This window comes from Chryseobacterium sp. KCF3-3, from assembly GCF_045865955.1.
Taxonomy (GTDB): domain Bacteria; phylum Bacteroidota; class Bacteroidia; order Flavobacteriales; family Weeksellaceae; genus Chryseobacterium.
In genome coordinates this window covers 3,139,092-3,159,639 of sequence record NZ_AP035792.1, presented here as the reverse complement: position 1 = coordinate 3,159,639, position 20,548 = coordinate 3,139,092, and the positions used below count along the sequence as shown (strand labels likewise).

22 protein-coding genes are annotated in these 20,548 nt (G+C 35.0%); 13 read left to right on the top strand and 9 right to left on the bottom strand.

The window, feature by feature from the left end; translation table 11 throughout:
• Positions 1-8: 8 nt before the first annotated feature.
• From ACKTTZ_RS14280 to ACKTTZ_RS14255, 6 genes are all read right to left on the bottom strand, one after another.
• On the bottom strand, positions 9-647 hold the full coding sequence (locus ACKTTZ_RS14280) for a DUF5683 domain-containing protein (RefSeq protein ID WP_034697458.1): 639 nt from the start codon (positions 645-647) through the stop codon (positions 9-11).
• Positions 648-1,538 (bottom strand): ParB/RepB/Spo0J family partition protein, encoded by an 891-nt coding sequence (locus ACKTTZ_RS14275; protein WP_034697457.1) that lies wholly within the window; start codon positions 1,536-1,538, stop codon positions 648-650.
• Between the two features lie 69 nt (positions 1,539-1,607).
• Positions 1,608-2,381, bottom strand: a complete 774-nt coding sequence (locus ACKTTZ_RS14270) for a ParA family protein (RefSeq protein ID WP_002981269.1) — start codon at positions 2,379-2,381, stop codon at positions 1,608-1,610.
• A gap of 164 nt (positions 2,382-2,545) precedes the next feature.
• Positions 2,546-3,388 carry a hypothetical protein gene (locus ACKTTZ_RS14265; protein ID WP_034697456.1) on the bottom strand — a complete coding sequence of 281 codons (843 nt, stop codon included), beginning with the start codon at positions 3,386-3,388 and terminating at the stop codon, positions 2,546-2,548.
• Positions 3,389-3,628: 240 nt separating this feature from the next.
• Positions 3,629-3,916, bottom strand: coding sequence for a hypothetical protein (locus ACKTTZ_RS14260; protein ID WP_407845868.1), 288 nt, complete (start codon positions 3,914-3,916; stop codon positions 3,629-3,631).
• 199 nt (positions 3,917-4,115) lie between these two features.
• Positions 4,116-5,402, bottom strand: coding sequence for an adenylosuccinate synthase (locus tag ACKTTZ_RS14255; RefSeq protein WP_034697454.1), 1,287 nt, complete (start codon positions 5,400-5,402; stop codon positions 4,116-4,118).
• A gap of 162 nt (positions 5,403-5,564) precedes the next feature.
• Here ACKTTZ_RS14255 and ACKTTZ_RS14250 point away from each other — a divergent pair, with 162 nt between their 5' ends.
• The 6 genes from ACKTTZ_RS14250 (at position 5,565) to ACKTTZ_RS14225 (ending at position 9,092) form a co-directional block, all read left to right on the top strand.
• Positions 5,565-6,239 (top strand): hypothetical protein, encoded by a 675-nt coding sequence (locus ACKTTZ_RS14250; protein ID WP_253317280.1) that lies wholly within the window; start codon positions 5,565-5,567, stop codon positions 6,237-6,239.
• Between the two features lie 105 nt (positions 6,240-6,344).
• The gene (locus ACKTTZ_RS14245) at positions 6,345-6,593 is read left to right on the top strand and encodes a type II toxin-antitoxin system ParD family antitoxin (RefSeq protein ID WP_253317281.1); all 249 of its coding nucleotides are present in this window, start codon (positions 6,345-6,347) and stop codon (positions 6,591-6,593) included.
• Entirely contained in the window at positions 6,594-6,893 is a 300-nt protein-coding gene (locus ACKTTZ_RS14240; protein ID WP_253317282.1) for a type II toxin-antitoxin system RelE/ParE family toxin, read from the top strand.
• A 55-nt stretch (positions 6,894-6,948) separates the two neighbouring features.
• The gene (locus ACKTTZ_RS14235) at positions 6,949-7,875 is read left to right on the top strand and encodes an alpha/beta fold hydrolase (protein ID WP_407845867.1); all 927 of its coding nucleotides are present in this window, start codon (positions 6,949-6,951) and stop codon (positions 7,873-7,875) included.
• A 50-nt stretch (positions 7,876-7,925) separates the two neighbouring features.
• Positions 7,926-8,483, top strand: coding sequence for an AAA family ATPase (locus ACKTTZ_RS14230; RefSeq protein ID WP_407845866.1), 558 nt, complete (start codon positions 7,926-7,928; stop codon positions 8,481-8,483).
• A gap of 90 nt (positions 8,484-8,573) precedes the next feature.
• Entirely contained in the window at positions 8,574-9,092 is a 519-nt protein-coding gene (locus ACKTTZ_RS14225) for a hypothetical protein (protein ID WP_034697449.1), read from the top strand.
• Between the two features lie 190 nt (positions 9,093-9,282).
• Here ACKTTZ_RS14225 and ACKTTZ_RS14220 read toward each other — a convergent pair whose 3' ends face one another.
• On the bottom strand, positions 9,283-10,872 hold the full coding sequence (locus tag ACKTTZ_RS14220; RefSeq protein WP_034697448.1) for an ABC-F family ATP-binding cassette domain-containing protein: 1,590 nt from the start codon (positions 10,870-10,872) through the stop codon (positions 9,283-9,285).
• A gap of 396 nt (positions 10,873-11,268) precedes the next feature.
• Between ACKTTZ_RS14220 and ACKTTZ_RS14215 the strand changes: the two genes are divergently transcribed.
• The 7 genes from ACKTTZ_RS14215 (at position 11,269) to ACKTTZ_RS14185 (ending at position 18,556) form a co-directional block, all read left to right on the top strand.
• Positions 11,269-11,823 (top strand): phosphoribosyltransferase, encoded by a 555-nt coding sequence (locus ACKTTZ_RS14215; RefSeq protein ID WP_034697447.1) that lies wholly within the window; start codon positions 11,269-11,271, stop codon positions 11,821-11,823.
• A 153-nt stretch (positions 11,824-11,976) separates the two neighbouring features.
• Entirely contained in the window at positions 11,977-12,555 is a 579-nt protein-coding gene (locus tag ACKTTZ_RS14210) for an adenylate kinase (RefSeq protein WP_034697446.1), read from the top strand.
• Positions 12,556-12,618: 63 nt separating this feature from the next.
• Positions 12,619-13,602: a GTPase ObgE gene (gene obgE, locus ACKTTZ_RS14205; protein WP_079240760.1), complete on the top strand. Its 984-nt coding sequence runs from the start codon at positions 12,619-12,621 to the stop codon at positions 13,600-13,602.
• A gap of 494 nt (positions 13,603-14,096) precedes the next feature.
• Positions 14,097-14,588, top strand: coding sequence for a DUF6438 domain-containing protein (locus ACKTTZ_RS14200; protein ID WP_407845865.1), 492 nt, complete (start codon positions 14,097-14,099; stop codon positions 14,586-14,588).
• Positions 14,589-14,681: 93 nt separating this feature from the next.
• A complete protein-coding gene (locus ACKTTZ_RS14195; RefSeq protein WP_034697444.1) occupies positions 14,682-15,320 on the top strand; it encodes a porin family protein in 639 nt (212 codons plus the stop codon).
• Between the two features lie 187 nt (positions 15,321-15,507).
• Positions 15,508-16,812, top strand: a complete 1,305-nt coding sequence (locus tag ACKTTZ_RS14190; protein ID WP_253317286.1) for a DEAD/DEAH box helicase — start codon at positions 15,508-15,510, stop codon at positions 16,810-16,812.
• Between the two features lie 121 nt (positions 16,813-16,933).
• Positions 16,934-18,556 carry an IS1182 family transposase gene (locus tag ACKTTZ_RS14185; protein WP_407845762.1) on the top strand — a complete coding sequence of 541 codons (1,623 nt, stop codon included), beginning with the start codon at positions 16,934-16,936 and terminating at the stop codon, positions 18,554-18,556.
• A 74-nt stretch (positions 18,557-18,630) separates the two neighbouring features.
• Here ACKTTZ_RS14185 and ACKTTZ_RS14180 read toward each other — a convergent pair whose 3' ends face one another.
• Both ACKTTZ_RS14180 and ACKTTZ_RS14175 read right to left on the bottom strand, forming a co-directional pair.
• Positions 18,631-19,776, bottom strand: a complete 1,146-nt coding sequence (locus ACKTTZ_RS14180; RefSeq protein WP_253317287.1) for a hypothetical protein — start codon at positions 19,774-19,776, stop codon at positions 18,631-18,633.
• Between the two features lie 3 nt (positions 19,777-19,779).
• A complete protein-coding gene (locus tag ACKTTZ_RS14175; RefSeq protein WP_407845864.1) occupies positions 19,780-20,547 on the bottom strand; it encodes a TatD family hydrolase in 768 nt (255 codons plus the stop codon).
• Position 20,548: the final 1 nt, after the last annotated feature.

The window sequence follows — 20,548 nt, the reverse complement described above, 5'->3', positions numbered from 1 at the left end:
ATTGTCTTTTAAAATCTGTAACTTAAACTGAATCCTGTTTTTGGTGCGCTGTACCCATACTGATCCTGAATAACCGATGGTTTAAAAACCAAATCCGGATCATGGCGGCTTTCATAAAGGTGGGCATCTACTACAGCGTCTACAATATTCAGAATATAGATCAAACCTGTAATGGCAATGGCATAATCCCGTTGTCTTTTGGCTCTGTCCTGTGCGTTACCCAAAGCTTTTTTGTCCAACCACGGGTGACTGTCTACAAATTCATTAGGAGTTCCATTCAGTTTTGCCACATAATACTCACGGTATTTTTTGTATTGATTGTCATTCCATACGGCAATACCAACCCCAGCACCTACCGCTCCCCAAACAATGGGAATTTTCCAGTATTTTTTGTTATAAAACTGTCCTAATCCAGGTAAAACTGCGGAGTATAATCCCGCTCTGGTAGGGTTTAGCTTTATGGTTTTTGCTGTGGGACCATTGGCTTTTTCAAGATCTTCAATAATCTTTGCTTCTGTTTTGCTTGGTTTTACCACACGAGGTTCTTCTTTCGGAAGAGTCTGCATCCGAACGGTATCGATAGGTTTTACTTGTGAGTAAGCCATTGCAGCGATACACAAGAAAAATGTGAAAAATATTTTCTTCATTTATTTAATATGGGATAAAATATATTCCAGCTCTTCTTCATTTTTGAAGTCCAGAACAATTTTACCTTTTTTACCATTTCCAGAAGATTTGATTTCCACTTTTACGTCTAGGATATCTGCGATGGTCTTCTGGGCTTTTTTATAGTTATTGGAAAGCTCCACTTTTGCCTTTTTGGCAGCAGGAGACTTCGGATTCTTCAATGCAGCAGCAGCCTGTTCAGCCTGACGAACATTTAATTTTTCTTTGATGATAAGATCAAATAATACCTGCTGATCTTCTTCACTTTCAAGACTGATAATTGCTCTTCCGTGTCCTGCAGAAATCTCACCACTTCTGATGGCATTCTGAATATCCGGATTTAATCTTAAAAGTCTTATAGAATTGGTAATAGTACTTCTATCCTTTCCTATTCTCTGGCTCAGGTTTTCCTGAGTAAGACCGATTTCCTCTAAAAGCCTATGATAGGTTAATGCTATTTCGATAGCATCAAGGTCTTCTCTCTGGATATTTTCAACAAGAGCCATCTCAAGAAGCTCCTGGTCATTTACTAAACGGATATAGGCAGGAATAGTCGTTAACCCTGCAATTTTAGTTGCCCTGTAACGTCTTTCCCCGGAAATGATTTCAAACTTTTCACCGTCTTTTCTTAGGGTAATCGGCTGGATTACGCCTAAGTTTTTAATGGACTGTGCAAGTTCGTTTAATGCTTTTTCATCAAAATAAGTTCTCGGCTGCGTTGGGTTCGGATAGATATCTTCAAGCGCAACTTCCACAATATTTCCCACAAACTTATCTGCTCCTTCATCTGTAGCGGAATTGATAGTTGCTTTGGATTCTGCACTTAAAATGGCGCCCAAGCCGCGTCCCATAGCTCTTTTTTTGTCCTTCATAGATATAATTGATAAATGATGTTTAAAAAGTGATGACTAGCATTCACCTGTTGGCCATTTATTATTAATTTAATTCTTTATTAAGTTTTCATTCTTCAAAAGAACTTCTTCAGCTAACTGAATATACTGAACCGCTCCTTTACTTTCTGCATCATAGTTCAGGATACTTTCTCCAAAACTTGGTGCTTCACTCAATCTTACGTTTCTGCTGATGATAGTTTCAAAAACCATTTCAGGGAAATGTAGATTGACTTCTTCAACAACCTGATTGGATAATCTCAATCGGCTGTCATACATCGTTAAAAGAAGACCTTCAATTCCAAGATCTTTATTATGGATCTTCTGAACATTTTTAACGGTGTTCAAAAGTTTACCAAGCCCTTCTAATGCAAAATATTCACACTGGATCGGAATGATTACAGAGTCTGCTGCCGTAAGCGCATTGACGGTAATAAGACCTAAACTCGGTGCACAGTCGATGATAATATAATCATAATCATCTCTTACACTTGCCAGTGCCTTTTTCAGCATATACTCACGGTCTTCCTTGTCTACCAATTCAATTTCCGCAGCTACCAGATCGATGTGTGACGGAATAATATCCAGGTTTGGAGTCGCTGTTCTTTTGATACAAACTCTTGTATCCGCACTGTGCTCCAGTAGATTATAGGTAGAATACTGAACATCCTCAACACCCAGACCGGATGTTGCATTCGCCTGAGGGTCAGCATCAATGATTAATATTCTTTTTTCCAATACTCCTAATGCTGCTGCCAAATTTACAGCGGTGGTAGTTTTACCAACACCTCCTTTTTGATTAGCAATACCTATGATTTTTGCCATTATTAGAACTTTAAGTTTCAAAAATACACTTTTTTCTTTGCTCTCGGTGAGTGGGGAAAATCAAAATTGAGTTAAAATATTGTTAATAAGCAATTTAACGATAAAAAAAATTATCCACAAAAAAAATTCTTTGTGGATAACTATTTGAAATTTACTTTTCCGTATTAATTCTCAAATTTCATGGAGATAGGAAATTTGAAATAACTTCTTACGTATTCTCCTTTTTTGTTTTTGGCCGGGATCCATTTTCCTCTGTTGGAAATCATTTTAATTGTTCTCATTGCCTCATTATTAAAATCGGCGTTGGTTCCGTTAGCTTTTACCCCTGAGATGGTTCCGTCCATTTCTACAATAAAGGTAACTGTCGTCTTTACAACATCTTCTGATTCAAATCCTGAACCATCAAAGCTGTTCATTACTTTATTTCTGAAGGAGTCTATTCCTCCTGCAAAACTAGCTTCTACACTAGGATCTTTATCAATAATTGAAGGGTCTGTCTTTTCAACTACCGGATCTGCCTTTACAGCAGGCGGCCCATCACCTCCGATAACCCTTGGTACAATCGGGATATAGGTGGTATTCGGAGTTTCTTTACCTTCTGATGTTTGTGTACTTGCTACCGCATTAATCTTATCCTCAACTTGCTTTTCATTGGTAACAATTGCTTTAGGTTCCGGCAATCTGTCATCATAAGTTTTTACAGCAGGAGCTGGAGGAGTTGGTTTTACAATTTGTACCGGCTGATCTTTCGGCTTTTCTACATCCTGAATTTCAACGACTCTCGGAAGTTCAAATACCGTTCCGACAGGCTCATCAACAGGTTTCAATGCAGAAATCACAAACGGTGTAATGGATACTGCAGCCATTAAACTTGCTCCGATAAAAAGCGCTTTGGTTAATATTCTATCTGATTCGTTTCTTAATACATAGGCACCATAGTCTTTATTGCGGTGCTCAAAGAGAACTTCGTTAAAACGAAATTCCTGGTTTTGGTTATGTTGTTTCATCACTACTACTATTTAAACTGTTAAAATTTGTGATTATTAGTTTTGTTAGCTCTTATCGATAAGCAATGTTGTAATATCAAAACATCTGCCAAAATTTTAGCAAAACAACATAATATTAGAAAATTTTATGATAATGTTTAAATTTTAACATTTATAAATAGAAAGTTTATCTGGAAAAACACTACTGCTTTTCATAAAAATAAATCACACAAATAACAGTGTACGAATTGAGTAGAGACACTATAGAAGCAGCAGAATAAGAGTAAGTGGTATTAATAATCCCAGGGCATTAATAATAATCAGAATAACAGAACTGATCTTTGTTTTCAAAAAGCTTTTTGCAGCAAAATAGATTCCACCCGTACTAAAAAGCAAACTGCAGACAATAAACAGAATCAGTACAAAATCTGAAATCTTACCGAGGGGTAAACCTAAATATATGATAAACAAAACAGCATAGGCAATCGTAAGATACAAGCTGATGACGATATTGTCCAGAAAACGCCGGGGTATTTTATTTTCTTCCATAATTTTTCTTATTTACATTTTTGCTTGAAAACAAAAGTATACAAAAATTCAAGATTGGAATTATCTCTTAATCCTAAAATCCTTGTCAAGGTTTTGAACCTTGACAAGGATGGATTGAAAAGCTGAAAAAGTAAAGTTTTAAACAAAAAAAAGAGACCATCCCATGATGATCTCTCTGTTATTTTTATCTTTAAGAATATTAGAATAATTCTTTTCTGATGATGTTCTGACTTCTTTCAGGACCTACAGAAACTAAGTATACATTGATTCCTAAGTATTTTTCAATAAACTCGATGTATTTCTGTGCAGTGTCAGGAAGTTCATCATAGCTTCTTGCTTTCGTAATATCTTCGCTCCAACCTGGTAAATCCTGATAGATTGGTTCGTAGTTGTATAGTTTTTCTGTTGAAGAAGTGAAATAATCGATGATTTTTCCGTCTTCAGTTTTGTAATGTGTTACTACTTTCAGGTTCTCAATTCCTGTAAGAACGTCAAGCTTTGTGATCACAAGGTTGTTGATTCCGTTGATCATACAAGCATGCTTTAAAGAAACAAGGTCTAACCAACCTGTTCTTCTCGGTCTTCCTGTAGTTGCTCCAAATTCACCACCAATCTGTCTGATTTTCTCACCCAGTTCGTTATCCAATTCAGAAGGGAAAGGTCCGTTTCCTACTCTTGTACAGTAAGCTTTTGCTACTCCAATAAGATTTTGAAGTGAAGTTGGTGGAACACCAGCTCCTGAACAAACACCTCCTGTAGATGGAGAAGATGAAGTTACGTATGGATAGGTACCGAAATCGATATCAAGCATTAATGCCTGTGCACCTTCGAATAAAACATTTTTACCATCTCTGATCGCTTCGTTCAGCTCTAATTCAGTATCAACGATTCTGTCCTGAAGCTGCTTTCCGATTGCTAAATATTCGTTGTAGATTTCCTCAACGTCTAACGTTGGCTTTCCGTAATATTTTTCAAAAAGAGAATTCTTAACTTTTAAGTTTTTCTCAATTTTATCTCTTAAAATCTCAGGATTTAAAAGGTCTACCATTCTGATTCCGACTCTTGCAATTTTATCTTCATAACAAGGTCCGATTCCTTTTTTGGTAGTTCCGATCTGAGTTCCTCCGTGTTCCTCTTCACGGTAAGTATCCAAAAGGATGTGGTAAGGCATGATTACATGCGCTCTTCTGCTGATAAAGATATGATCTGTTCTTAAGCCTTTGCTCTCGATCTGACCAACTTCTCTAATGAAAGATTTAGGGTTTACCACTACTCCGTTCGCAATGATACATTTCCCTTTGCATTGAAGAACTCCTGAAGGAAGAAGGTGCAAAACGAATTTTTCTTCACCCACATAAACCGTGTGACCAGCGTTGTCTCCACCCTGGAAACGTACTACATAGTCCGATTTTGCTGATAAAACATCCGTTATTTTTCCTTTGCCTTCATCTCCGTACTGAAGACCTACAACTACATAAGTTGACATATTTTACTTTTGTTTTTAGATTCGTGCAAAATTACTTTTAAAAAATTGGGTGAGCAAATTCTAGGTGGATTTTATTTTTGGGTGGGGTGGAAATCATGAGGTCGAATTATTATTTTTATATATTTGAAATACTTACTTTCTAAATATATATAAACACTTTTAATGAATAATATCTCTAATCAAAATATTGAAGAAAATTTAAATTCTATTGATTATAGTTTTATAAATTTTATTCATTCTGAAACACAAAGTGTAGGAAATAACATAATTTGGACTTCTACAGTTGTAATTCTTCTTTGCACCAATATAATTTCTTTATCAGAAATTGAGATTAATGGTCTCAAAATAGACATTAAAAAAGAATATATTTCCTATATCCTTTTTACGATTAATGTTTATTATTTTTTACGCTTTTGCAATCTTTTAAATTACGATAATTTAAATTTTAGAATGCCAAAAGAAATTAATTTAATTATCACAGAATCTAAAGAAAAAATAAAACATTATTCTTCTACAATTACTCAACACACAGATAATATTACAAGATTAAATAGTGAAGCAGATACTTTAAATAATGAAGACATAGACTTAGATATAAAAGGTGCTAAATTAGAACTATTAAAAAATGAAATTTTAGACTTAAAAAATAATATGGCTGAAGATTTTAATTCTATTAAATATTTTTCAGATTTATTAGAAAAGACTGAATCTAGATTAGTAATGGGAAATAAATACTTAAAAAATAATAATTTGATAAATAATTATTTCCCAAAATTAATTTTTTCAGCATCTTTCTTTACAATTCTTTGGAGTTTATATCAATTAATTTTCTATTGAATTTTACAAAATCAACATAAATCCTTCCAATTATTTTAAAATTTCTTTGATAATTAACTTTGAATAAATACCAATAATTGGTATATTTGATTTAAAATTAACACAATGGCAAAAAACACATCCATATTATTAGGAGATTATTTTGACAACTTTATCAGCCAACAGATCAAATCCGGAAAATTTTCTTCCGCCAGTGAAGTTGTAAGAACAGCTTTAAGAATGTTCGAACATGAAGAATCTAAAAAAACAGAATTAATCAACGAATTAAAAAAAGGTGAAAAATCTGGTTTTGTTGAAAATTTTGACCGTAAAGAATTTTTGAAAAATCTTCATCAAAAACATTCTGCTGACTAAATGAAATACAAAATCAGTAAAGAAGCGTCAAATGATTTAGAAAAAATCTGGCTTTACACCTTCGAAACGTGGTCAGTAAAACAGGCAGATCGTTATTTTGATTTGCTCATGAATGAAATTGAATATTTATCTGAGAATCCAAAATCTGGAAAAGATTATGGTGAAATCAGAAAAGGATATTTCCGTTCAAGGGTGAAATCTCATTTTATATTTTACAAAATCAATCTTAAAAATGAAGAAATTGAAATCATAAGAATTCTTCATCAACAAATGGATATTTCATCAAGATTAAATGAATAGAAAAATCATTAATTCTGTATCTTCAATTACCCTCCAAACCAAAAGAGAATCCCCCATGAGATCACTACAAAAGTCTGCATACCTCCCATCAAAAATAAACAGCAAGTCCCAGCTTTTCTACACCTTATTTTCACCTGAGACAGCAAAAGCCACGCTACTTATTGTTCACGGTATGCAGGAACACAGCGGAAGATATGCAGAGATTGCAGAATATTTTGCCAGTCATGGGATTGCTGTATTAACGTATGATCATTTGGGGCACGGAAAATCTGTAAAAGAGAAAAAAGACATTGGTTTCTTTCAGCTTGAAAAACCGGATGAAAGGCTTGTTGCTGATGCAGAAATGATGGCAGATCATCTTACAGAACAATATCCAGATGTTCCTCATTTTATTTTGGGACATTCTATGGGATCTTTTATCACGCGTTGTCTTCTTCAAAAGGCAAGCAGTAAATTTTCCGGAGCTATCATTACAGGAACCGGCGGACCTTTACCTGGAATAGATATATTGAGAGCTTATCTATCATTAACCAATGCCATCGCTCCTCGTCATCGTACTTTCTTGAATTCTGTTTTCACAAGTGTCAACAATAAGCATTTTAAAAAGGATAAAGATTTCAGTGCTACCAGCTGGCTGAGTGTCAATACAAAAAACAGAAAAGCCTTTGAACAGGATGAACTTTGCGGAATTCCGTTCACTCACAATGCTTTTTATACTTTATTTACCATTTATAAAAAAGCCACATCCAGGAATTGGGCTTCATCTATTTCAAAATCCTTTCCTTTCCTGTTTATAAGCGGGCAGAATGACCCGATTGGTGATTTTGGAAAAGGTGTGATGCATACCGTTAATCATCTAAAAGCTGATGGTTTCCAACATATAGATGTAAAGATCTATCCTGAAATGCGTCATGAAATTTTGAATGAGGAAATACAGGAAGAAGTGCTGAAGGAAATCTCTAATTGGATTTCAAAGTATTAAAATCTCTCGCAGATTATAGAGATTTCGCAGATTTTATAGAATAATAAATCATGAGAATACATATTTTCGGAGCTTCCGGTTCTGGAGTGACCACTTTAGGAAAAGCTTTGTCTGGGGAACTTAATATTGAATATTTTGACAGTGATGATTTTTTCTGGCTTACAACCCAGCATCCATTTACGGAAAGACAAAATCCTGAAATAAGAAATACTTCTGTTTCAGAGAAGCTTCACACTACTGAAAACTGGATTTTTGGAGGCTCAATCATTCATTGGGGAGAAAATGTATTTCCTGAGTTTGATCTGATTATATTTCTCTATCTGCCTTCTGAACTCAGAATGGAAAGACTGAGAAAAAGGGAATATGAAAGATACGGCGATGAACTGATCACCCATCTTGAAAGAGCCAAAAAATATCAGGAGTTTATGGATTGGGCTAAAGATTATGACCATAATACAGGAATTGCCAACAGAACTTTAAAAGCTCATCTTGAATGGTTATCTGATATAGATACTCCTTTGATTGAACTTTCAGGGGATTATGAGCTGTCTCAAAAGATGGAGATTATTTTGGATAGAATAAAACAGGGAAACTTACTTGCTAAGTAGAGATTGCTTCGCTTTGCTCGCAATGACGGGTGATGTTACTTTTAAAAGGAATTGTTAATTTAGGACACTGAAAAAACAAAATCAATCACCGTGACTATAGAAGAACTTATAAAAGACAAGACAGTAAAATCAAAGGAAAAAGTAGACATCATCAGCAAATGGATTGTTGATGCTTCTTTACCTAGTGATGAACTGATTGCTTTCGCAGAGAAATCAAAAGACCCTGTAAAAGCTACGTGCATAGAAGCGTTAGAATACGCTACGAAACAGAATCCTAGCCTTGCAGATGAAACCGTATTTTCATTTGTTACCCAAACGCTTACTGAAAAAGCACCCAGAATAAAATGGGAAAGCGCCAAAGTAATAGGTAACACCGTCCATTTATTCCCTGAAAATCTGGATAAAGCCATCACCAATCTGCTAAGCAATACAGGTCATGAAGGAACTGTGGTACGATGGAGTGCAGCATTTGCGTTGGGGGAGATTTTGAAATTGAAAACCAGTCATAATACAACCCTGCTTCCTGCTCTTGAAAGTATCAGTGAAAAGGAAGAGAAAAACAGTATCAAGAAGATTTATATTGATGCAGTTAAGAAAACGAAGAAATAATTCATAAAAATAAAAACATGGAAATTGATTTCCATGTTTTTTATGATAGGTTTTGGCTAAAGCCAATGGAATTGTTTTGATATTGAAGGTGGGCTAAAGCCCACCCCTATTGAATTTTTCATCTTATTATAAAATAGTTTTTTGTAACTATTATCCGCCACATCTGCTAAATCCGTGAGAAATATAATAATTACTCCAGTATTAATTCTCTATCCATCCCAATCTCCTCCAGAAAAACTTCATCATGGGAAATAACCAATAGGGTTCCATGATAATCTTTGATAGAATTGGTGAGAATTTCTACATTCTGAAGATCAAGGTTATTCGTAGGTTCATCAAGGATAATCACATCAGGTGCTTTATTGCTGATAGAAAGTCCGCAAAGAAGTAACCGTAAACGTTCACCACCACTGAGCATACCACATTTCTTGTCCCAGGTGTCTTTCCAAAATAAAAATCTGGACAATAATGTTTTCACTTCAGATTCCTGCATTGCATTGTCATTGAAAGTCTGTACAAAGTCATAAAGCGTCGAGTCATTATCAATCAGAGAATATTCCTGATCAATATAGATGCTGTTGAATTCCGTCTTATTTATTTTCCCCTCTGAAGGTTCAAGTTTTCCCAACAGAAGTTTTATCAGTGTTGTTTTACCGGAACCGTTTGAACCTTTCACTGAGATTCGATCTCCGCTTCGAACCTCAAGGCTGATGTTTTCTTTCCAGAGTTTTTCTTTTCCGTAAGTGAAATTAACCTCTTCAGCAGTAACAAGAATTTTTCCTGAATGCAGATTGGAATCATTAAAATTAACTTTCATCTGATCAGAATTCTTTAAAGAGGAACGCAGATCTCTTAAATCACCAGAAATCCCACTGATTTTCTCAGCATGTACACCTTTAAGTTTTGAACTGTTTTTTTCAGCATTATTCCGAAGCGTATTCATCATAATTCTGGCTACTCCGGATTTCTCCTGCTTCCCTTTACCTCTTGCATCGAGCTTTTGTTTACGTTCCAATGTTTCCCGTTCTTTTTCTTTTGCCTTTTTCAAAGCGCGTTCTTTGGAGTGAATATCATTATGCAAAGCTTCCTCCTCCACTTCTTTCTGTTCTGCATAGAAGTCATAATTTCCACCATAGGCAGCAATTCCCTGATTGCTTAATTCGAATATGATATCCACAAGATTGAGCAAAGTACGGTCGTGGCTTACGATAACAACTGTTGCATCTGTTTTGTCAATAAGATCATACAAGAGTTTTCTTCCCTCTCTGTCCAGGTGATTGGTTGGTTCATCCAATATGATAATATCAGGTTGATTGATCTGAATTCCGGCAAGAAAAACTTTGGTCTTCTGCCCTCCGCTCAGGCCTTCCAGTTTTTGAGTTAATTCAAAATTATCGAGTCCCCAATGTTCCAGAGCATGCTGACATCGTTCTTCAATGTCCCAGTCGTCATTGAGCGTTTCAAAATACATTTCGTCCACATCTCCATTGGTAATTTTGTGAAGAGCCTGTAATTTCCTGTCTATTTTCAGGCATTCTGCAATGGTAAAATGATTAAAATTCCCAAACATCTGAGGTACATAAAAAATATCACCCTGGATATTGATATTGCCGTTTAAAGGTTGTATTTCACCTGCGATTATTTTCAGCAGGGTTGATTTCCCCATACCGTTACTTCCCACCAAAGCAGATTTGGTATGAGACTGTATTGTTAAATTGATATGATTGAATAGAAGATTTCCTCCCGGAAACCCAAAGGATATATTTTGCAGTAAAATCATGATTTCTTTCTTAATAAAGGTTGAACACCGGCAACATCTTCGTTACCGTTTTATTGAGTCTGAAAGAAATGATATCCTACATGCCTGTATTTTTGGGATTTGAAAGAACAAAGATAGTCATTTTTCTGAATATTTGCTTTTCATCAATAATCAGGACATTTATCATCCCTACATTATTCATCATTTCAAACACCTGCTTTTTAAAATCCTTTCCTGAATCCTTTTTTTAAGGCTATACATTCTATCCCGCTAAACAGCTTATTGTTATTATTATTTAAACAGACTTCATCAGGATATTCAATTCTGCGATCCCGAAACCCTTAAACTTTCAAACTGATAAAAACAGGAAAGTATTTTAATCAAAAATCCGTAACTTTGCCAACTACTAAAAATTTTATGGAAAGCATTAAAGTTCACGACAAAACTTTCGTTCCTTATTTAAAGGATGCCGAAATTCAGGAAATTGTAAAAGAGACAGCGCTAAGAATTTATGAAGATTACAAGGATGAAGTTCCTGTTTTCATTGGGGTTTTAAATGGAGTTGTTATGTTCTTCTCTGATCTTTTAAAATATTACCCGGGAGAATGCGAAATTGCCTTCATTCAAATGAGTTCTTATGTAGGAACTGAATCTACAGGGATCGTTTATCAGAAAATGGAGCTTACTAAAGAAGTGAAAGACCGTCACATCATTCTTGTAGAAGACATTGTAGATACAGGAAATACGGTTGAAAGTCTTTTCAAATATTTCAAGGAAACACAACGTCCTAAATCTATAAAACTGGCTAGTTTCTTATTGAAACCTGAGATTTATAAGAAAGATTTCAAACTGGATTATATCGGAAAAGAAATTCCTAATAAGTTTGTACTTGGATACGGACTGGATTATGATGAGTTAGGAAGAAATCTACCGAATTTATATCAGTTGGAAGACGGACAAATCAACCATTAAACGCTGTTGGCTATTAGCTGATAGCTTTTAGCTTAAAATTATATAAAGAAATAAATTTAATAATAACTTAAAAAAGCTGAAAGCAAAAAAAGCAAGCCGCCAAAAGCCAAGAGCCAGAAGCAAAATGCCCATTGCTGGAAGCGTATCAACATTATGATAAACATTGTTCTGTTCGGCCCTCCAGGAAGTGGAAAAGGAACACAAGCTCAGAATCTAATCGAGAAATTCAATTTAAAACAGGTTTCAACAGGTGATCTTTTCAGATACAATATGAAAAATGACACTGAACTTGGTAAATTGGCTAAGTCATACATCGATAAGGGAGAATTGGTTCCGGATCAGGTAACAACAGATATGCTGATCGACGAGATCAAAAAACCTACTGATACCAACGGTTTTATTTTTGACGGATACCCAAGAACAACTGCTCAGACAGAAGCTTTGGAAACCATCGTTAAAGAAGTACTGAATGATGAGATAGACATCTGTCTTTCATTGGTAGTAGAGGACAAAATTTTGGTTGAAAGACTTCTGAAAAGAGGTGAAACCAGCGGAAGATCAGACGACAGCAATGTAGAGATCATCGAAAACAGAATTAAAGAATATTATACCAAAACAGCAGAAGTTGCCGAGCTTTATAAGCAGCAGGGTAAATATGTAGAGGTAAACGGTGTTGGAGAAATTGATGAGATTTCCCAAAAACTTTTCGCTGAGGTAGAGAAAATTAAATAATCGGGATACGGGTGCGGGATAGAAAATTTCCTCCCGTAGCCTGCAACTCGCAACACAAACTATATGTCTAACTTTGTAGATTACGTAAAGATCCATTGTAAAAGCGGACACGGAGGTGCTGGTTCTGCCCACCTTCGCCGTGAAAAGTATATTCCTAAAGGTGGTCCTGACGGTGGCGACGGAGGTCGTGGCGGACACGTCATCATGAGAGGAAATGCTAATGAATGGACTTTGCTTCCACTCCGATACACCCGTCACATAAAAGCAGAACGAGGTGAAAACGGAGCGAAAAACCAGCTGACAGGAGCTGACGGTTCTGATATTTATATTGATGTTCCCATTGGGACTATCGCTAAAAATGAAGAAGGTGAAATTATCGGAGAAATCCTTGATGACAAGCAGGAAATCATTTTGATGCAGGGAGGAAAAGGTGGAAAAGGAAACGAACATTTCAAATCCTCTACCAACCAGACTCCAAGATATGCTCAACCCGGAATGGATGGTGAAGAAGGCTTTGTGGTCTTCGAACTTAAAATTTTGGCCGATGTAGGACTTGTTGGATTTCCAAATGCTGGAAAATCTACACTTTTAGCATCTGTTTCTGCGGCAAAACCAAAAATTGCCAATTACGCTTTTACCACTTTAACTCCTAACCTTGGGATTGTAGATTACAGAAATTACAAATCATTTGTAATGGCTGATATTCCCGGGATTATTGAAGGAGCTGCAGAAGGAAAAGGCTTAGGACACAGATTCCTGAGACATATTGAAAGAAACTCTATCCTTTTATTCTTAATTCCGGCTGATTCTGAAAATCATTTCCAGGAGTTTAAAATTCTTGAAAATGAATTGAAAGAATATAACCCAGAATTACTGGATAAAGATTTCATTGTTTCTGTTTCAAAATCTGACCTTTTGGATGATGAGCTGAAGAAGGAAATTGCAGCAGAGTTCCCGGAAAACAAACAGCCTCTGTTCTTCTCAGGTGTTACAGGAGAAGGTCTTATGGAGCTGAAAGATGCTATCTGGAAACAATTGCACGGATAGAAATACATTGATTTATCAGTTTTATTTTGAAAATAGAACTGCATCATAAAAAAACAGTCTCAGATTTACTCTGAGGCTGTTTTTATGTATACAATTTCTTCCACTCAATATTTTAAACCATTAAGAAGGATGTAAGAAATAAAGCATAGTTAAGATAAATCATTCTGATTCTTAAGCGCGAAGCGAAGCTTACCTTAATACTCTTAACACCTTATTAAATCTTAATGGTTCAAAAAATAAAGGTTTAAATTTTATATTTAATATTAAACCATTAAGAAAGATTTAAGAGATAAAGTATAGTTAAGATGAGTCATTCTGATTTCTTAAGCATAAAGCGAAGTTTCTCTTCATATTCTTAACATCTTAATACAATCTTAATGGTTCAAAAAAGCAAAGGGTTAAACAGCTTTCCTTTTTTATATTTAACATAAAAACATAGTAAGATGAATACTTTTGGAACAATTATTGGGAGATTCTTTCAAATTGAAAAAACTATGAAATATTTGCTAGCCATTTGTACATTTGTATTTTTGACATCCTGTACAACTTCTCAGAAAGTAAATTCAAAATATACTACAATTGAATATGAAGCAACTCCCTGCTTTGGATTCTGTCCAGTTTTTAAAATGACGATCAATCCGGACAGAACGGCTGTTTTTGAAGCAGAACATTTTAATTTTAATGATAAACCTTCTAAAGATGAGTTTTCCAAACCCCGTGAAGGAACTTTTAAAGGAACCATTAAAGAAGAAGATTACAATAAATTAGTCAGTTTACTTGATAGCTTAAATCTAAAAAGTTTGAATGATAAATACGGTGAACACAATATTACCGATCTTCCAACATCATATTTAAGAATAAAATTCGCCGATGGGACATCAAAAAATGTAGAAGATTATGGAAAACGTGGAAGTAAAAAGCTTTCGGAAGTGTATCAGTTTTTTGAAAATTTAAGAAAGAATCAGGAATGGACTAAGATACAATAGCCCATTTAAAAATATTTAGATTATTTTTGTGCAAATAATTCCTTCTTTTGGGGGAATTATTTTTTTGTAAAATTATTAACCATTTAAAACAACATGGAAAAAAACTTTTTTTTCGCTTCACTATTTGCCTTTTCAGGCTTCATTAATGCCCAAACTCAACAACCCGCAAAAACAGAATCTTCTATCAGCTTTGGAGTGAAAGGAGGATATTCTTTATCCAGCATGAAACTTTTTGATGATAAACTGGATTCCAAGTCTTATTTCTACGCAGGTATTCTGGCAGAGCAGCCAATATCCCCAAAATTCGGAGTACAGGCCGAGGTTCTTTATACTCAGCTAGGCGGTAAAATTTCATATCCTATAACAATACAAAATACTCAGGGCAGTTTAGGAAATATGAACTATACATATTCCCTAACTCAGATACAGGTTCCCATTTCTGCAAAGTATTATATCATTCCTAATCTTTCTGCTTCTGCCGGGATGAATATTGGTTTCAATATTTCTACAAAAGAAGAAGCCAGCAGCAGGATAACCGGAACTGAGAAAAGAAATTATGATGGAGTAAAGACCTTAAACTTATTTCCATTCCTGGGAGCAGAATACAAGCTTAGCAACAAGTTTTTTGTAGATGCAAAATATAATTTCAATTTTATAGAGATAAGTAAAAACAATACTTTACCTATGAAAGTCGGTTTTCTGCAGGCTGGTGTAGGATATAAATTTAAATAAACATTAGTTTTTATATCAATAAAGTGACTGCTCATATATGGGCGGTCATTTTATTTTATATCCTCAGCAGTATCTTTATAAATACCTAAAATACTAAAAGAATATCTTAATTTTTTTTAAACTACCTTTGCAGAATGTAATTCTTTCAGACTGAAGGAATTTTTATTTAAATTTTAAAATAATTCATTTGAATTTTACAGACTTAAACTTAATAGAACCTATTGCAAAAGCAATCCAGGAGCAGGGATACACGACTCCTACTCCTATCCAGGAAAGATCTATTCCTGATATTTTGGAAGGCAGAGACTTTTTAGGTTGTGCGCAAACAGGAACAGGAAAGACAGCAGCTTTTTCCATCCCTATTCTACAGAATTTATCCAAAAATAAAATTCCCAATAAACATATAAAAGCGTTAATCCTTACTCCAACCAGAGAACTGGCTATTCAGATTGAGGAAAATATTAATGCTTACGGTAAATACCTTCCATTAAAGCAACTTGTCATTTTCGGTGGGGTAAAACAAGGAAATCAAGAGGCAGCCTTGAGAAAAGGCGTTGATATTCTGGTAGCAACTCCGGGAAGACTTCTGGACTTTATTGCACAAGGAATCATCAGCCTGAAAAACCTTGAGATTTTTGTTCTTGATGAAGCAGACAGAATGCTGGATATGGGATTCGTACATGATGTAAAAAGAATCATTAAACTTTTACCTCAGAGAAGACAGACTTTATTCTTTTCGGCAACAATGCCTGGTGAGATTCAAAAGCTGGCTAATTCTATCCTTAACAATCCAGTGAAAGTGGAAGTAACACCTGTTTCTTCTACTGCAGATACCATCAAACAATCTGTATACTTTGTAGAAAAAGACAACAAACTGAATTTGCTTTCTCACATTCTTCAAAATGATATTTCAGACTCTGTATTGGTTTTTGCAAGAACGAAACATGGTGCAGATAAGATTTCCAGAAAACTTCAGAAGGATAATATCTCTGCAGAAGCGATTCATGGTAATAAATCTCAGAATGCAAGACAGAATGCGTTAAACAACTTTAAATCCGGAAAAACAAGAGTTCTTGTTGCGACAGATATTGCGGCAAGAGGAATTGATATTGATGAACTGAAATTCGTTATCAATTTTGAACTTTCTGATGTTTCTGAAACCTATGTACACAGAATCGGAAGAACAGGAAGAGCCGGAGCAGAAGGTAATTCTATATCTTTTGTAGACGGACTTGATCTTTTGAATTTAAAGAATACCGAAAAACTAATTGGGAAGAAAATTCCTGTGATCAAGGATCATCCGTTCCATACTGATGACCTGATAGCACAGAAAAGGGATTCGAATAATAAACCGGTTTCTGCTGGTGGTGGTAAGCCTAAAACAGGTAATGGCAACACTTCAAGACCGAATAACAACCGTAAAAAGCCTGCAGCGGGTGCTTCGGTAGGGTTTAAAAAACCTAAGAATAAGAATTTCACCAGAAAAAAATAAAATAAAAGAGGCTGTCTAAAAAGTCCAAAAAAATATCCCCGTTACTTAAAAAGTTTCGGGGATTTTTTTGTTGTTTGTCCTTTAAGATTTATCTTTAAGGTGCACCCAAACAAACATTGATATGAAAGTACGGTTTAAATCTTTACCCACCAATACTCCCAGCTTATTTCCTGAAGATATTTTTGATAAGATAGGTGCTAATGATCCGGTACGTCTTATCAATGAATTAGTGGATAACTTGAATATCGATCATATTATAAGTGAATATAAAGGCGGTGGAACGACAAGTTTTCACCCCCGGATGATGATCAAAGTTTTATTCTATGCCTATTTCAACAATATTTATTCATGCCGTAAAATAGAAAAGGCACTTGGAGAAAATATTCATTTCATGTGGCTTTCCGGCAACAGTAAGCCTGATTACAGAACCATCAATTACTTTAGGAGCAAACGGCTTAAAAACCATATTCACCGTCTTTTTGCAGATGTTACCGTTGTTTTGCAGAATTTAGGTTACGTAAGTTTAAATGTTCAATATATAGATGGTACAAAAATAGAATCATCTGCCAACCGATACAGCTTTGTATGGAAAAAATCTGTAGAAAAGAATAAATTAAAACTGGAAGCTCAAATTCATTCCGTACTTGAAGATATTGAATCCCAAATCAAAGAAGAGCGTTATGAATCCCATGAAAAGACCCTTCCAAAATCTATTGACAGCAGAGAGCTTCAGGATAAAATAGCAGAACTTAATCACTCTGTGGCACAGGACAATAAAACCGGTAAGAAGCTCATTAAAAAGCTTCAGCATCAGGACCTGCCCAGATTACAGAAGTATGAAGATCAATTAAAAATACTCTCAGGCCGCAACAGTTATAGTAAGACAGATCCCGACGCCTGCTTCATGCGGCTCAAAGACGACCATATGAAAAATGGGCAGCTTAAGCCAGCCTATAATGCACAGATCAGTACTGAAAACCAGTTTATCACCCATTACAGCATTCATCAGACTCCTGGAGATACCACTACATTGAAGGATCATCTTAACAGCTTTGAAAATCAGTATCACAAACAAAGTAAAGAGGTAGTAGCAGATGCCGGATATGGAAGTGAAGAGAATTACGAAATGATGGCAGAAAAAGCTATAGAGGGCTATGTAAAATATAATAATTTTCATAAAGAACAGAAGCGCAGTGAGAAGAACAATGCGTTTGCTGTACAGAACTTATATTATAATGAGGAAAATAACTTCTATGTATGTCCCTGCGGACAGCAAATGAACTTTATCGGTAAAGGCAAAAGAATCAGCAGTAACGGATATGAATCTCAGGTACATTATTATCAGGCTTTCAGATGTCAGGGTTGTCCTCTTAGAGAAAGCTGCCATCAAAGCCAGGATAATCGATTAATCGAAGTGAATTATAATCTGAACCATCACAGAATGAAAGCCAGACAAAGGCTGATATCTGAAAAAGGGCATTACCACAGAAGTAAACGGCCTATAGAAGTAGAAGCTGTATTCGGGCAATTAAAAAGCAATAATAAATTTTCAAGATTTACTCTAAAAGGACTTGAAAAAGTAAATATTGAATTTGGATTAATGGCATTGGCACATAATCTTAGAAAATTAGTGAAAAACAGAAAACTTAACCGTAAAAATTGGCTAAATACACTTAAATGCAAACAACATATGCATCTTTTCCATAAGTATATGAAAATCCAAAAGTATAAAATTGCTGCATAACTATACGCAGTCTCAAAACAAAAAAAAAGAGGCTGACCTTTTTGGACAGCCTCTTTTTTATTGATCGTTTATTATTATTCTGTTTTTTGTTTTGTATAGCAATAACCTATAATACAAAATGGTAAACAGGCTGCCAGATAAGTGGTAGAAAAGAAATTATTCTGGTAAGAAAATCCTAAAGTAAAATACTGTTCACTTACAAAGCTCAACATCACCAAAAAAAGGATATAGGCTGAAAAGTAAAATACTGTTTCTATTTTTTTAACATAGAAGGAAAGGATTACCGACAGTATCATAAAAAACAGCATAACAAATTTATTGCTTTGCCCCTGAAGATTAAGAGGATTATATTGCAGCACATGCTCCATACTTTTGGCAGGCAGCAGAACGGATGCCAATAAGATTGCTACCGTTAATAAAAAACTTAATCCAAATTTTATTTTGTTTTTCCAGCTGGTTTTCAAAAAAGGGTTTAATAAAAAGATAATCAAAGGAATGATCACTACGCTTCTTGTAAGACATAGAATTCCTATGCATATTCCCAACAGATAAGGTCTTTTAAAATAATCATCTTTAAACATTCTGTTCCAAAAAAGAATAAAGGCTGCCACTGCAATAAAGGAAGAGATAAAATCACTCTTACAAACCACTTCATAAATATAAGCCAGGGAAATACCTAACATTCCTATCGCAAGAAATCTCTGAAAATTGCCCTTAAATTCTAAAAAGATAACATAGGAAAACAGTAGAAAGGCTGCAACCTGAAGATATCCGACATTCCCTAAAAAATAAAAAACACTTGACAAAAGCAATTGCCCGGGAAGATAAGATGATAAATTCCCCATGAAATTTGGAGTATCATAGATGTATTCTCCTTTCACCCAATGTTGCACAGAAAATTCCAACGTTGCCCATCTGTCAATATTCATTTTGTAAGGATCTTTCATCACATGGCACATTGCAATGTAAGCAATCGTTGTAAAAATAATAAGAAGATATACCGATTTTTTGGTCCATAATTTTTTCAACCAGGACCATTTTCCTAAAGAAAATAATAATAAATTGCCTCCTGAAAAAAGAATAATTAAAATAGTAAGAGGAACAAAAGACTGTCTGATTCCATATTTTGTCAGAAATAAAAGATTAATGATGAAATAAACAGCAAACAGCAATATGCCATTCAACCTGTTGCTCCTAATAAAATTTAACAGGGCGCTCATTAATTATGGTATTTGAAAAATGTTTTTAGCATTTTCTGTCGTGATACGGTCTATCTCAGAAAAATCTTTCCCATAGATATTCACCAGTTTTCCTGCAACCAGATCCAGATAAGAGCTTTCATTTCTTTTTCCTCTGTGCGGAACCGGAGCTAAATATGGAGAATCTGTTTCCAGAACAATTTTGTCTAAAGGTATTTCGTTCAGAAACTGGTCTATTTTCCCGTTTTTAAAGGTCACTACTCCACCGATCCCTAAAATAAAATTAAGATCAATAGCATGCTGTGCCTGTTCCAGATTTCCTGAAAAACAATGAAAGATTCCTCTTAATTTAGGGTGTTTTTTTCTTTCCAATACTTCAAACGTTTCATCAAAACTTTCTCTTGTATGGATCACAATCGGAAGATCTTTTTCTATCGCCCAGTCAATCTGCTGTTCGAAGGCTTTCACCTGAATATCAAGTGTTGTTTTATCCCAGTACAGATCAATTCCGATCTCTCCGATTGCCGGAAAATGTCTCTGATCAAGATATTTTTTTACAATTTCAAGTTCTTTTTCCCATGATTCCGGTTTTACATAGCAGGGATGTAATCCCATCATTGAAAAAATCTGTCCCGGATATTCTGCTTCCAGCTGCAGCATTTTCTCATGCGATTCAGAATCGATGGCAGGAAGATAAAATTCTGTAATTCCTTTATCTAAAGCTCTCTGAATGGCTTCTTTTCTGTCTTCATCAAATTCTTCTGCGTATAGATGTGTATGTGTATCAATCATT

What these genes read in the sequence shown, in the direction of transcription:
- ACKTTZ_RS14220 (WP_034697448.1), bottom strand. Translation starts at nt 10,872, where the DNA reads ATGATTTTACTGCAAAATATATCCTTTGGGTTTCCGGGAGGAAATCTT.
- ACKTTZ_RS14255 (WP_034697454.1), bottom strand. Translation starts at nt 5,402, where the DNA reads ATGTCAACTTATGTAGTTGTAGGTCTTCAGTACGGAGATGAAGGCAAA.
- ACKTTZ_RS14200 (WP_407845865.1), top strand. Translation starts at nt 14,097, where the DNA reads ATGAAATATTTGCTAGCCATTTGTACATTTGTATTTTTGACATCCTGT.
- ACKTTZ_RS14195 (WP_034697444.1), top strand. Translation starts at nt 14,682, where the DNA reads ATGGAAAAAAACTTTTTTTTCGCTTCACTATTTGCCTTTTCAGGCTTC.
- ACKTTZ_RS14275 (WP_034697457.1), bottom strand. Translation starts at nt 1,538, where the DNA reads ATGAAGGACAAAAAAAGAGCTATGGGACGCGGCTTGGGCGCCATTTTA.
- ACKTTZ_RS14185 (WP_407845762.1), top strand. Translation starts at nt 16,934, where the DNA reads ATGAAAGTACGGTTTAAATCTTTACCCACCAATACTCCCAGCTTATTT.
- ACKTTZ_RS14270 (WP_002981269.1), bottom strand. Translation starts at nt 2,381, where the DNA reads ATGGCAAAAATCATAGGTATTGCTAATCAAAAAGGAGGTGTTGGTAAA.
- obgE (WP_079240760.1), top strand. Translation starts at nt 12,619, where the DNA reads ATGTCTAACTTTGTAGATTACGTAAAGATCCATTGTAAAAGCGGACAC.
- ACKTTZ_RS14180 (WP_253317287.1), bottom strand. Translation starts at nt 19,776, where the DNA reads ATGAGCGCCCTGTTAAATTTTATTAGGAGCAACAGGTTGAATGGCATA.
- ACKTTZ_RS14240 (WP_253317282.1), top strand. Translation starts at nt 6,594, where the DNA reads ATGAAATACAAAATCAGTAAAGAAGCGTCAAATGATTTAGAAAAAATC.
- ACKTTZ_RS14215 (WP_034697447.1), top strand. Translation starts at nt 11,269, where the DNA reads ATGGAAAGCATTAAAGTTCACGACAAAACTTTCGTTCCTTATTTAAAG.
- ACKTTZ_RS14245 (WP_253317281.1), top strand. Translation starts at nt 6,345, where the DNA reads ATGGCAAAAAACACATCCATATTATTAGGAGATTATTTTGACAACTTT.
- ACKTTZ_RS14210 (WP_034697446.1), top strand. Translation starts at nt 11,977, where the DNA reads ATGATAAACATTGTTCTGTTCGGCCCTCCAGGAAGTGGAAAAGGAACA.
- ACKTTZ_RS14280 (WP_034697458.1), bottom strand. Translation starts at nt 647, where the DNA reads ATGAAGAAAATATTTTTCACATTTTTCTTGTGTATCGCTGCAATGGCT.
- ACKTTZ_RS14175 (WP_407845864.1), bottom strand. Translation starts at nt 20,547, where the DNA reads ATGATTGATACACATACACATCTATACGCAGAAGAATTTGATGAAGAC.
- ACKTTZ_RS14235 (WP_407845867.1), top strand. Translation starts at nt 6,949, where the DNA reads ATGAGATCACTACAAAAGTCTGCATACCTCCCATCAAAAATAAACAGC.
- ACKTTZ_RS14230 (WP_407845866.1), top strand. Translation starts at nt 7,926, where the DNA reads ATGAGAATACATATTTTCGGAGCTTCCGGTTCTGGAGTGACCACTTTA.
- ACKTTZ_RS14260 (WP_407845868.1), bottom strand. Translation starts at nt 3,916, where the DNA reads ATGGAAGAAAATAAAATACCCCGGCGTTTTCTGGACAATATCGTCATC.
- ACKTTZ_RS14250 (WP_253317280.1), top strand. Translation starts at nt 5,565, where the DNA reads ATGAATAATATCTCTAATCAAAATATTGAAGAAAATTTAAATTCTATT.
- ACKTTZ_RS14265 (WP_034697456.1), bottom strand. Translation starts at nt 3,388, where the DNA reads ATGAAACAACATAACCAAAACCAGGAATTTCGTTTTAACGAAGTTCTC.